Annotated in this window: 10 protein-coding genes; all 10 read right to left on the bottom strand. The window is 45.3% G+C overall.

The features are described 5' to 3' along the window. Window positions 1-7: 7 nt before the first annotated feature. Complete coding sequence (locus tag EYO21_01105; protein HIB02412.1) at window positions 8-1,570, bottom strand: hypothetical protein; 1,563 nt, start codon at window positions 1,568-1,570, stop codon at window positions 8-10. Next, a complete protein-coding gene (locus tag EYO21_01100) occupies window positions 1,570-2,352 on the bottom strand; it encodes an ABC transporter (protein ID HIB02411.1) in 783 nt (260 codons plus the stop codon). Before EYO21_01100 ends, EYO21_01105 begins: the two co-directional genes overlap by 1 nt. Continuing rightward, window positions 2,349-3,296 carry an ABC transporter ATP-binding protein gene (locus tag EYO21_01095; protein HIB02410.1) on the bottom strand — a complete coding sequence of 316 codons (948 nt, stop codon included), beginning with the start codon at window positions 3,294-3,296 and terminating at the stop codon, window positions 2,349-2,351. The genes EYO21_01100 and EYO21_01095 overlap by 4 nt, the downstream gene beginning before the upstream one ends. After that, window positions 3,293-4,264, bottom strand: coding sequence for a hypothetical protein (locus EYO21_01090; GenBank protein ID HIB02409.1), 972 nt, complete (start codon window positions 4,262-4,264; stop codon window positions 3,293-3,295). Before EYO21_01090 ends, EYO21_01095 begins: the two co-directional genes overlap by 4 nt. After that, a complete protein-coding gene (locus EYO21_01085) occupies window positions 4,264-5,139 on the bottom strand; it encodes a DUF58 domain-containing protein (protein HIB02408.1) in 876 nt (291 codons plus the stop codon). Before EYO21_01085 ends, EYO21_01090 begins: the two co-directional genes overlap by 1 nt. A 9-nt stretch (window positions 5,140-5,148) precedes the next feature. Beyond that, a complete protein-coding gene (locus EYO21_01080; GenBank protein ID HIB02407.1) occupies window positions 5,149-6,144 on the bottom strand; it encodes a MoxR family ATPase in 996 nt (331 codons plus the stop codon). 21 nt (window positions 6,145-6,165) lie between these two features. Next, entirely contained in the window at window positions 6,166-6,681 is a 516-nt protein-coding gene (locus tag EYO21_01075; protein HIB02406.1) for a tetratricopeptide repeat protein, read from the bottom strand. A 102-nt stretch (window positions 6,682-6,783) separates the two neighbouring features. Next, the gene (locus EYO21_01070) at window positions 6,784-8,697 is read right to left on the bottom strand and encodes a hypothetical protein (protein ID HIB02405.1); all 1,914 of its coding nucleotides are present in this window, start codon (window positions 8,695-8,697) and stop codon (window positions 6,784-6,786) included. Next, complete coding sequence (locus EYO21_01065; GenBank protein ID HIB02404.1) at window positions 8,645-12,514, bottom strand: hypothetical protein; 3,870 nt, start codon at window positions 12,512-12,514, stop codon at window positions 8,645-8,647. The genes EYO21_01070 and EYO21_01065 overlap by 53 nt, the downstream gene beginning before the upstream one ends. Window positions 12,515-12,614: 100 nt before the next feature. Continuing rightward, the coding region (locus EYO21_01060) for a molecular chaperone DnaK (protein HIB02403.1) at window positions 12,615-12,932 on the bottom strand (318 nt) is incomplete at its 5' end.

The following is a 12,932-nucleotide window of genomic DNA, read 5'->3' as shown; positions in this document are numbered from 1 at the left end:
GAGAGCCTCAGGAACGTTTTATATAGATGTGGATACCCATCCTCACTGCCGCAATGGGGAGCAGGATGATAAGGAAAAAGAGAGTCAGCTTCTGCTGACGCATGGTCATGGTGAGAGATCGGTTTTCAGGTTCTTTTGGCCGGACAGAGATAAGGTCCTCCTCTTCAGCAAGCCAGCTCACAATATTCAGGAAAAAATCCATATTCCCTGGTGCCTGGCCCACATACACATCTGAAGCAAAATCAGAGTCCCCCACAACTACCAAGCGAGTTTTAACAGAGTCGTCTTTTTCCACTGCCATGGCCAATGTAGTAGGCCCTTCTGAATCTCCCTCATTCTGTTCCGCTTTCTTTTCTTTGTACAAACGATCCAAATCCATTTCACCCCAACTGTTTGAACTTGTATAGACAAGATCTGTCACTACCATATCGAAATTATCCTCATCCGCGACACTTAGGGACTGTGCTTGAATGAAGGTAGTGGCATAGCGGAAATTCTTAGTGATCATATGATCTCCGTACTCAGCGGATGAAGGGGCTGCACTGACACTGCTCTGCCTGTTCAATCCTGAAGCGGTGAGAACAAAACTCGAGTGAGACTCAAGAACTAAATCTCTGTTAAGCTTTACATTCCAGTCATTCATCAAATCTTCCAGGCCGCTTTCTGATTCAGGATCCAGCATGGCAAGGACGTTCCCGCCGCTGGAAAGAAAATTGCCTAGTGCTTCCACCTCATTGACGGCCAGCGGCTTTAAAGGTCCGGCCACAATCAACACATCTGCATCTTCCGGAACACTATTTTCCTGGAAAAGGTTCAGAACATCCACCTGAAAATGCTGTTTTTCCAGCTCGTTCTTCACTAACTCTGAACTGGCCATTCCAGGCTCATCTGGGAAAATATCCTTTTCACCGTGGCCCTGAATAAAATAAACCTTACGACTCTCATCCCGGGTCACTTTAATGAGGGCGTTTGTGATGTCTTCTTCTCCCGTACTGTTAATCTCCTCATCCTTCAGTTCCGTTTTCAAAACAACAGTAGGGAGGTCAAGATACCGCTTGTCAGGACCGAAGAATTCCCGTACTCGTTCAGGCTCCTTGATAGGATCAATTATCTCATAATTGAATTTCCCTGAGTAGTGGGTATACTCCACCATACGGTCTTCCATTTGGCGGATTTCTGCATCACTAACAAATGCCGCCAGTGTCACTTCTCTATCCAGATTCCGGAGTATGCTGACAGTCTGTTCTGATAAAGAAAACTCCCGCTGTGAAGTGGTATCCACCCGCCAGGAATGACGGATTGTTAGGTAGTCTAGCAACCCAACTATCACCAGAACTAGAACAATGATAACAAATGTATTGGCACCAATTTGGGTTCGGCGGGATTTGACGGTGCTAAACACTTTCCGATAGTTGGTAGCCAAAGGGAAAAGCAGTAACAATCCACCCAAACCAATAAGGATCCACGCAACCCAGTCAAATTTCACAATAGATACACCGTAAAGCCACCCCAGAAATAAAATTCCGAGTCCGTCATATGTTGCGCCGCGCCAAAGTTTTAAATCTTTCATTACGCCCTCCACCTCAAGCTTTCAATGGATTGATGTGCAAGGAACAGTGTAATACCACAAAGAGAGAGGTAATACATGAGATGTCCCGTATCGAAGATCCCTTTAGCGAAATCGTCAAAATGTTCAACAATAGAAAGATACTGGAAAAAGCCACCCATTGCCCCCGATGAAAAATTGGCAAACCATCCCACAAGCCAAAGAAAAAGCAGCGCCACAAACGTCCCCATAGCTGAAATAATCTGGTTTTCAGTCATGGACGAAATCCAAACACCGATACCCACCGACGCAGCCCCCATACCAAGGATGCCGATGTACGAAATAGCAACAGGCATCACATCGGGATCTCCAAAGAAGACGATCACAAGCGGATAAACCCATGTCAAGAGAACCATGATGACATAAAGGGAAAAGGCAGCAAGGAACTTCCCGATAACAATCTCAGCCGTGGTCACTGGTGATGTCAAAAGAAGTTCCAGCGTCCCGGTCTTTTTGTCATCAGAGAAACTTCTCATTGTGATCATGGGCACCACAAAAAGCGTAATGACACTGATGTTTGAAAAAAGAGGCCGGATGATCATATGGTTCACATTTACTGGAGGTGCCGGCTGACGCATCCTGGCCGCCTGCCACTGAAGGTTTGCCGAGTATTGAAGGAATGAGGACAACAGCAAATAAAAGAAAACGCCCGTCAGTACCAGAAATAGGCCAATGACCACATAGGCAATGGGCGAAGAAAAATATGACCGGAATTCCCTGTTAAATATGGTGATTACATTTTTCATGCTTTCATCTCCTCAGAACCAGACATCATATGAATGAACACATCCTCTAAAGTTGACTCTTCCACTTTCATTTCCAGCAAACTCCATCCTTTTTCTATAATAACACTCGACAGTAATTTTCTTACATGAAATTTGAAGTCACACTCCAAGACCAGTGAACAGTTTCCATTTTCTGCCGTTGATTTCAGAATTGAAATAACGCCTTCAGTGGCTGAGGCAGCAGCAGAAACTTCCTCGGTGGGACCTTCTACAACAACGGTTAATCTTTCTGCCCCCTTCATGGATTTCGAAAGGCCGTCCGGGGTGTCTTTTGCAATAATCTTACCATTCTGTATAATCACCACTTCATCGCAAATCATATCGACTTCAGGCAAAATGTGCGTGGAAAGAATGATCGTATGCTCCCCACTAAGAGATCTGATAAGTTCTCTTACTTCTCGAATCTGAATAGGATCCAGACCGATGGTCGGTTCATCAAGAATGAGCACTTCAGGATCGTGGATAATGGCCTGTGCAAGTCCCACCCGCTGTTTGTAACCTTTGGAAAGTGTCTTGATCACTTTGCCTAGCACATCACGGATATCTACCTTTTCGCAAGCAGAACCTATGGCACTTTTTACCTCTCCGGACGGCACCTGTTTTAGCTTGGCTGCAAAGTTGAGGTACTCTTCTACAGTCATATCAACATAGAGAGGTGGTGTTTCTGGCATATACCCAATTAGTCTTTTGGCGGCGAGTGGCTTCTTCACAACATCGAACCCCGATACAATTACGGTCCCTTTGGTGGGCGGCATGAAACCGGTAACAATACGCATGGTGGTCGTTTTCCCGGCACCGTTAGGACCCAGAAAACCGAGGATCTTTCCCTTGTCCACTTCAAATGTGATATCATCCACAGCAAGAAAAGAGCCATAGCGTTTTGTCAGATTCCTGATCTCAATCATACAACCTCCATCTTTTTAACACCATTTTTTATGTTTGTCCACGACAGTCTGGTGAACTTGAGAAAATTCTCTATCATGTTCAAATCTTCTTTGGATTGATTCAAATCCGGTTGGAACCGGGCAAATTTTGCAAGGTCCGCTATCTTCAAGATCGCGATTACATCAGCTAGCTTCTCCTGGTCCGTGGGAATAAGATAACGGGCTTCTTCGATTTCAGTAGTTGTCATTTCGCTGGCCCGAACAAAATACTGGTATTCCAGGTACTCACGGACCAAATAAGAAAGATCAGCATAAAAATTCTTGATCTGATCAGGATCTATGGGGGTCTGTTCCTTAAGCTGGTCCAGTTTTTCCATGGCTATTTCATAGGGAGGCCGAGAAGGAATAATGACTTCCACCTTTTCTTCACGCTCTTCTTTTACACGTTTCCGCCACATCCAAAACAGTGCCGCCAAAGACAACCCAATGCCCAAAAGAGAAATAAGGATCTTCCAAGAGATAATGGTTGGTATGGGTACCGGTGGTTTAATATCGCGTAATGTGGGTTCCGCTTCTGAAATTATTGAATGAACTGTTACAGTGAAAGGATCGGTGGGGATGGCATAATCGGCTTCTTGTTCATTTCCCTTAAAAATCTGAACAACATAAGGAGGAATCTCAAATGCACCCGTATCCCAGAAGGTCAACTTGAATTCAATGCCCTTATCCCCTTCATCTTCTCCGATAAGATTTTTGCCTTCACCTACTGATATATTGTTATCATCCAGTTCAAGCCGCGGGAATTCAATATTTCTTTCACCGGCTCCCATGGCCCACACCTGAAATCGGGCTATGTCTCCAATGGCTACTTCCGCTGTATCCAGAATCCCGTAAACATGGAAGGATTTGGAAGCCATTTTCTTCTCGCCACATCCTATGAGCACCACCGCAGTAATTAGAGCCGCTGTGGCTAATCTAGTGTACTTCATCAAAATCTTCTCTCCCTGGAACGAAAGTAAGACATGAGAGGCTCCACATAATCTTCCTCTGTGGAGATGGGTATGAGATCGAAGTTCATCTTCCGGCACTCATTCTGGAATTCAATATCCTTTTGTTCTATCATGTCACGGTATTCCTTGCGTGCCTGGGAGGATGTGGAGTCCAACCAGAATGTTTCTTCTGTTTCTGCATCGTGTACCTTAACAAGCCCTACATCAGGAATGTCCTGTTCACTGGGATCGTAAATCTGGATTCCCACCATATCGTGTTTCTTATTAGCAATTTTCAGAGTCTGGTAAAATTTGCTGTCCATAAAATCTGAAATAAGGAAAACGACACTCCGGCGACTGGCTACTCTCAAGAGATAGCTCATGGCTACCTCTATATTTGTTCCCCTTGCCTGGGGTTCATGATAGATCAGTTCCCTTACAACACGCAGTACATGGGAAGATCCCTTTTTAGGTGGAATAAACCGTTCCACATCTTCCGTGAAAATCAAGAGCCCCACTTTGTCATTATTCTTAATGGCGGAAAAACCGAGAACAGCACCAATCTCCGCAGCTATCTCGGACTTGAGTTGCGACCGTGTTCCAAAATGTCCTGAGCGGCTGGCATCGTAAACAATAAAAACGGTGAGTTCACGCTCTTCTTCGAAAACTTTCACAAAGGGAGCGTTGTATCGGGCCGTGACGTTCCAATCAATGAGACGTATATCGTCTCCCAGTTGGTATTCCCGGACCTCAGAAAAGGTCATGCCGCGTCCTTTAAAAACACTGTGGTATTCACCGCCAAACAGGTCGTTCACCAGATTCCGGGTCCGAATCTCAATGTGTCGAACTTTTTTAAGGATTTCCTTGGGAATCATACCCTTGAACTACGGCACTTCAATGGTATCAAAGAGTCGTTGTATCAGATCCTCTGAGGATACTTCTTCGGCTTCAGCTTCGTAAGTCGGTATGATTCTGTGACGTAGAATGTCAAAACCGACATACCTCACGTCTTCCGGAATCACATAACCCCGGCCTTCGAGAAATGCTCGCGCACGGGACGCCAGAATGAGGAAAATGGTTGCACGAGGTGACCCGCCGTAAGCTATTAAGTCAGATATTTCGCCCAATTCATAGCTGTCTGGATCCCTTGTGGCCAAGATCAGATCCACCACATACTTTTCAATCTTTTCATCCACATAGATGTCGCTCACCACCAGTCTGGCTTTTTTGATGGCAGACGGATTTACTACAGGTACCAGTTCAGTTTTACTGTTAATCACAGCTACTTTTCGAAGAATCTCCAACTCTTCATCCTTAGAAGGGTAGTCGACCTTCAGTTTCATCATAAACCTGTCCACCTGTGCTTCCGGCAGCGGATAGGTACCCTCCTGTTCAATTGGGTTTTGTGTGGCAAAAACAAGGAACGGATCATCCAGAAGAAAAGTCTCTTCCCCGATGGTGATCTGCCGCTCCTGCATTGCCTCAAGAAGCGCACTTTGGACTTTAGCCGGAGACCGATTAATCTCATCAGCAAGTATAATATTGGCAAAAAGGGGTCCCTGTTTTGTTTCGAAACCACCAGTTTTCTGATTATAAATAAGAGTGCCGATAAGATCAGCCGGCAACATGTCGGGTGTGAACTGGATTCGTTGAAATTTGGTTTCAATGAGCTGTGCCACTGTTTTTACGATGGTAGTTTTTGCCAATCCCGGCACACCTTCCAAAAGGATGTGTCCATTTGACAGAAGGCCAATGAGGATTTTTGTAACAACCTCATTTTGCCCGACTATGACCTTACCGATCTCATCTATGAGCGGCTTAACAAAAACTGATTCTTTGGCAATCTTATCGTTGAGTTCTGTAAGGTTAAAATCGGTCATGATTTGCTCTTTTGAGGAGTACTAAGAGGAAATGTGCTTGAGTTGTGGAATTTCGTTTAAATCCCTTCCCAAATTCTCGAGCTCAAACTTTACAGACTGAACGAGACCGCTATCAGCTTCAGTTGAATATAGCTCTAGGAACCTTTCATACTCCATCCTGGCTTGGTTGTAATCCTGCACAAAGTTGGCATATACATAGCCGATCATGAACTGTGCATTGATGGCGAAGCGTGTCTCTGGATAATTCTGAACCACAACTCGATACTCGTTCAGTGCCTGCTCAAAATTTTTGTTGAAAGCAATGTACGTATCACCAAGCATGTATTGCCCCTCGGCAGCTAGCTCTGATTCAGGATATTTATCCATCAACTGACGCAACACGGTGATGGCGTCGGAATACTTTCTCTCCTGAATTAGGGATTTACTCTGTGAGAGAAGATCGGCAGGCGATTCTTTAACGCATCCGACTACAAGGAGCAGTGCCGCCAGGCAGCTATAAAAGATTCTATTCAAAGTCATATTCGTATCAGTTCTCACATTGAAAAAGATGCGGAATTTAGCTTCTTACTATTGACCCCACAAATCGAAACCGGTGAATATTATTTAAAGATACTAGAGACTCCTGGAAAAGTTCCCTTCTCAAAAAGCGTATGGAACACCAAGGTTCATGACAGCTTTACCAGGGTTGGTAATTGGTATTGCGTAATAGAGTCGAATAGGGCCCAAAGGTGTGCTCACCGTTAGCTCGGCACCGTAATTCCACCCTTCACCCTCTTTCCACGCCTCGACCTGGTTTGCCAGTTCACTCAAAGAGACGGCAAGAATACCGCCATCTACAAACAGGTTAACACCGAGAACACCCCGGAGAGGAATTCTTAATTCACTGTTAAAAAGGACCTTAATCAAGCCACCTAAGGGACGTACGAGACCGTCATTTTCGGATGTAAGATAGCGCTGCGCCGGCCATCCTCTTAAGCTCGTACTTCCGCCAAGATAAAACAGACCATAAGATGGAATGTAGGGCGAATCTTCGAAAAGACGATCCATTCGACCTATTTTTGTCCGGAAAGCGAAAACACGTCCTCGCGAAAGAGGCTGGAACCTTCGAAAATCAAATTCAACTTTGTAGTAGTCCTGTGTTCCTCCAAGAATCCACCCCACTACTTCAGAATCAATTGTCAGGGACCACCCTTCCCGCGGTGTGATGAGATTATCCAGGTCACGGTGCCTGAAGCGCAGGGACAAACTGCGTTGCTGCTCTCTTTGCTGCTCCTCCTCCGTCATTCGGTCAGAGATGATGCGGGTCCATCGCAAACTACCTCTTAGAACAGACTCTTCAGAAAATCTATGGAGCCCTGTCCATTCCGTGCCATATCTGAAAATCGGTTCATCAACACGCAAAAGTTCAGGAGCGCGATCCACAAAAAACCGCAATGTATTGGGGGCCCTGAATTTTAATAACCAGTTGCCGCTGAATGAGAGATCAGACCGGAAAATTACAGGGACTGATCCACGATTGACCAGCACATCAATGGGAAAATCCACCGAACTTTTCAGTCCCATCCTGACACCACTATTATAGATACTCCTGTCTACAAGGCGTACGGCACCCTCAATACCGGAGAAAGGCTCACCGCCCGAACTACTGGATGGGATATGGGCGAAACCTGGCTCAATGAGTAGATCCCGCTTTTCCATCTCACGAACCTCAATTGTTACATTCACCCAGTTACCTGTCCGTTCACTTTTCTTGGGAAGAATATCTACCAGAGAAAAGAGAGATGTTTCAAATATTTGCCGCTCAGAGAGTTGGACCATTTCAGCATTGTACAAATCGTCGGAGCGAAACTCCAACTCCCTCAGGACAAAAGAGCTGTCCACCTTGTCCAGCCCCACAACCTGAATCTTATCAATGTATACATCGGGACCTTCCTCAATGAGGAGTGTGAGATCAATATCCGTTCCGGGCGCATAAATGTGTTCCATGTTGAAGAAAAGTTTACCCAGCGTATGATATTTGTACTCCAGGTCAGAGAAATTTCGACCGAAGGCAGCAAGATTAAATGGTCTCCCAATCCTCAAATCCAAAAGCCGAAGAATCTGTCTCTCTTCCAGGGAGCGATTCCCCTGGACAGTGACAGAGCGGAGTCTGGACCTTGCTCCTTCGTTTATCTTAAAGACAATATCGACACTGTTATCATTCAGGGTCTCGAAAGATTCCTCCACTTCTACTTCGAGGAATCCTTTCGAGATATAATAGTTTCTTAAGTTAAAGGCGTCCAGTTTCAAAGACCTGCGATTGAACTCTGTGAAGTTCCAGAGTCTTGACTCTTTCAGTTGGAGCACTTCTTTCAGAACATTGGCTGAGATGGTCTTATTCCCATCAAACGTGATAATTCCTACAACATATCTGACGGTGGAAAGTTGACCATGAAGAGAGACAAATGCCACAGCGGCTAGTGCCAGTGCCGCCAGAGGCGTACTGAATTTGGGGATCAATCTAGAACCGGTACTTGCGCCGGTATTTGAGGTGGACCTGTCCGTCTTCATCATACGTCACCACAAGAGAAACGTTTCGGTTTAGACGATACTCTACACCCAACTGGTTCGGTTGCGCAAGAGAAAAACTTCTCTTGTAGCTCAGGGAGAGACTTGATGTGAGACGGGTACCGACCTTCACTGCGAGATCTGATTCTTCTGTAGGATCGATAAGTATCGAGGAACCTTCAATGTCAAACTCATCGAAAAGAGGGTTTGATCGGGCAAGGTTTTTCTCCAGCTCATTTTCAAGAAACCTCCCGAAAAGAAAAGCAGACTGCCTTCCGATACCCCTGGTGATGTCATCATCAAACCGCCTCTGAAGAGTCAGGAGCTGGAGCAGATCTTCCTGGCTAAAAAAGTTTTCACTGTGTTCAAGAACAAGGACAGGATCATCAAGCTCACCCGTTAGACTAACAAGGATCTGCTCGCCCGCAATATCTGTGGTGGCTTTGATGTCGAGCCTGGGATTCAGTTCGGTGGGATCAAAAGCGAGATGACCCTCTTCAATATTGAATACATCGGAGTAGTAATAGAATTTTCCTTCAATAACATCAAGCTCACCGGCATAACGGTAAGGCTCATTACCGGTCTTTTGAATTGACATATAGCCGGACACTTCAGCATCGATCTGGCTATTCTGTACGAAAAGCTTGTCGTTTATTGGGAAATTGATACGGTAATTGAAAACTGTACCATCTTCCGTGAAAACTTCACCGTAGTCTTCCCCCCCTGTAAACTCCATCCTCAAAACCGCTTCGGTGGGTACAATTTCGCCCGAAATGGTAACGGTATCCTTGCCGGTGACTGAGAGATGCATATCAACTGTACCCTCAATTTCGCCGAGAAGTGTTCGCACATAAACATCCGAACCATCTATCAGAAAAGCCAGGTTCGGACTGAAAAAATGGGTCATGTCCATGGTGCCGGTGATCCTGAGATTGTCCCGAACTCCCTCTCTTTTCTTCCCGAAAAGCCTGCCCCCGGAAACCTTGGCCAGGTTCGAAAGCAAATTCTGCCCCCAGTTGGTGTCATCAGGAATATTTGAAGTGGCTGTGAACCTATCAACAATAAGCATGTTTTCTTTAAGAAGAGCGCTGACGTTGATACCAGAGATGGGAATGTCCAGCAAAGCGTAGTAAACCTTTCCATGGGCAATATCGATAGAGCCATTCCTCACCGGTTTCCCCGGAGTTCCCTCAATTTGGAGTGCAATTTCAATATCACCTGTTATAGAATCGATATCTGCAAAGTAGGGCGACAGAAAATCCATAGATGAGGTTCTCGATGTAAATCGCATTGCGATAGGATCAGATTCAATCCACCGGTCTTCATCCTCAGGCACTAATCCAAAGTCAACAGGGAGATAACCCTCACCGGTGTATTCCCCTGCCGCGGTCAACCCTACAAAATCGTCGAAATAGAGACGATGATCTATGTATCGTCCGGAGGCAGAAATATGCTCAGCCTGGATAAGAGAAAAACGGAGATCAGTAATAGAAAATGAAAACCCGATTTCAGATGATTTCGAGGTACCGCTCATGGCGAAACTTCCTGTCGCTTCACCTTCTAGAGCCCACCATTCTGGCAAGTACGGTGATAGCAGTTTCAGGTCAAATTCCCGGAAACTGCTTGAAAAACTCAAAATACCGTCCGATTTTGCAGCAAGAAACTGATCCGCCCCTGTCTCAACAGTGTAGAAGCCGGAAATGTCGAGGGCAATATCCTGGCCTCTTCTGAGTTGCATCTGTTTAACCGTAACCTGATCGCCTTCAAGTGTGGCGGTGAAAAGGAGATCATCAAAGGCGAATCCTTCCCAAATTCCATCACGAATCTGGACAGAACCTTCGATCGACAACTGCTCACGGGCCGTGCTGGCGGTGAATTCAGCAAAGGCAGAACCTGTAATCGGAAGAGGTTGATTAAACAGTTTGCTGATACCCTCTAAATCAATATTGATTGCCGAAAATTGACCCTCTTTAAGTAGGCCCTCTTTGAATTCAAGTTCTGTTTCCAGTGAACCTTCATTGATCTTCAAACGGGCTGGCCCGATCTTAAGTTGATTATCTTTATGGGATACAAAGAAAGGCTCCAAACTGGAAACAAACTGTCCCTGTAAGGAAGATTGGATCTGATCAACTTCCAGTAATTGGAATTCCATTATTTTCCCGGACAGACGAAGAAACTCGTCACCTGATTTAGCATCCGCATTAGCAATTAGAATAGTGTCTCCCATAAAGTAAAGATTAAGTGAGGCACGATCCACATTAACGTTCCTAAAAATTGTGTTGCCGGCCTCAGCTACAAGTGAACCGTGCCGTGTCTTGAAAATTGAGTTAATCATAAAGCTTGACTTAATAGAGGAGACTTCAATGTCTTTGTAAGATGCTTTGCGAACGGTCAGATTTCCTTTGATGGAAGGGTCATCGATAAAGCCAAACAATTCCACTGTGCCGTAAGCCACGCCGTCCGGGCTCCCCTCCAAACCGACAAAGGAAGCAAATACCGGAAGCGCCGTTTCCTGTAATACAAAGATGAGATCCATTTTCTGTCTTTCCAGGTCAATTTCACCCTTTGCCTGAAGGGTACCCAAACCCATGTTTATAGTCAGTGAATCGGGAAAAGAAATGGTCCCCTCACTATAGTCAATTTTTCCCGAGACAGCCAAAAATTCGGTGCTGCCGAAGTTGTCATTCTGAAGAGCAATCTTGGCTGTGAGACCGGAAAGGTCATTGGCATCGGTAAGAGCGAGATCAACTTTGGTGGTGCCCTGAATGTTGGTATTCTTAGCTGAAAGACCAAACTCAGCGAGATCAAGATTGGAGACATAGAGGTCAAGAGAAATGCCCGAAGCTTCTTTCCAGCTACCACTGCCAGAAAAATGAGCCTCATTAATATCAATCACAGAATCAAATAACCGATAATCACCGTGATCGATCTCAAAATGAGTTTCAATATTGGCAATGAGAGTGGAAGTGGCCGATTCTTCCAGCCGCGCCTCAACATACGCTTGAGTTATGTCAAACTCGATGTCCAAATGAAGATCAGCATTCTGCGCATGGAGGATGTCTGCAAGCTGCCACGATTTGAATTCCGTTAAGTCGATATTGTGAACGCTCAATTCCATTGCAAGATTTGTCTCATGAGCAAACTGAGCATCACCATTCAGTGAGATTTGATAACCGTTGAGATCACCTAAAACATTGCTGGCACTGACAAAAGATGCCCCAAGTTTCAGTTCACCATCTTCTAGGTTAAGCTGATTGTCAGTTTGAAAATCGTGGAACATGGCATGAGAGACATGAAATGACATTGTCTCTCCATCAGGTTGGAGACGACCGGACGCTTCAAAGCTGTACAGTCTTTCGTTTGTCCCTTCCTTGACCAAAATTGAAGACCGGAGTACAGACAGGGACTTTACCTTCAGATCGTTATGGGCCAATTTTTCCATAAATTCCATGTTGAGTTCACCATTTCCCTCTGCGTCTTTCAGCGTGATCAACACGTTGTCTAGAACAAGATTAGATAGTGCCCAATTACCGGTAATTATCTGAGTAAAATCGAGATTCAGATCACTTGTTTCACAGAAGAAGACAAGGGAGCCGTCGGTGTTCCGGAGATAAACATTTTCAATGTGGATGTCAGAGATCAACTGGCCTTCCAAATTTCCAATCGAAAGATTCCACCCACTGTCTGACATGAGTGATTGGTTTATATATTGGACAATCTCCCTTGTCCACCGCCCAGGAGCTAAGACAATATAAATGACGCTGCCGCTGAGCAGAGCCAGCACAAGCGTAAGGATGAGGAGTGCTTTATGTCTTCTTCTCACAACAGACTACTTCAAAACAAATTTAACTTAATGAAGTTCCAAATACAAAAAATGGCGAGTTGACAGACTCGCCATTTAATTAGTCGTTATAAAACCGAAGTTAATCGTCTACGACTTCGAAGTCTGCGTCCTCGATCTCCTTGTCATCCCCTTTCTTGGGTTCATCGGTGGGGTCAGGAGGCGCCTGAGCACCAGCCTCCTCCTGCTTGGAACTTTCGTACATTTTGCCGGCGATTTTGTTCCAAGCCGAATTGAGGGCTTCAGTGGCAGACTTGATATCTTCCGGATTGCTTCCAGCAGAGGCCGATTTAAGTTTTTCAACAGCCTCTTCTAAACTCTTCTTGTCGTCATCACTGAGTTTTCCCTCGAATTCCTTGAGGTTTTTCTCAGTCTGGTAGATAAGCTGGTCAGCCTGATT

It is taken from the genome of Candidatus Neomarinimicrobiota bacterium, assembly GCA_012964825.1.
In the GTDB taxonomy this organism is placed as follows: domain Bacteria; phylum Fidelibacterota; class Marinisomatia; order Marinisomatales; family S15-B10; genus UBA2125.
This window is presented reverse-complemented; position numbering and strand designations above follow the sequence as displayed.

Excerpts from the sequence above, each read along its gene's own strand:
- EYO21_01085 (HIB02408.1), bottom strand. The coding sequence starts at position 5,139 with ATGATTCCCAAGGAAATCCTTAAAAAAGTTCGACACATTGAGATTCGG.
- EYO21_01070 (HIB02405.1), bottom strand. The coding sequence starts at position 8,697 with ATGATGAAGACGGACAGGTCCACCTCAAATACCGGCGCAAGTACCGGT.
- EYO21_01090 (HIB02409.1), bottom strand. The coding sequence starts at position 4,264 with ATGAAGTACACTAGATTAGCCACAGCGGCTCTAATTACTGCGGTGGTG.
- EYO21_01100 (HIB02411.1), bottom strand. The coding sequence starts at position 2,352 with ATGAAAAATGTAATCACCATATTTAACAGGGAATTCCGGTCATATTTT.
- EYO21_01095 (HIB02410.1), bottom strand. The coding sequence starts at position 3,296 with ATGATTGAGATCAGGAATCTGACAAAACGCTATGGCTCTTTTCTTGCT.
- EYO21_01080 (HIB02407.1), bottom strand. The coding sequence starts at position 6,144 with ATGACCGATTTTAACCTTACAGAACTCAACGATAAGATTGCCAAAGAA.
- EYO21_01105 (HIB02412.1), bottom strand. The coding sequence starts at position 1,570 with ATGAAAGATTTAAAACTTTGGCGCGGCGCAACATATGACGGACTCGGA.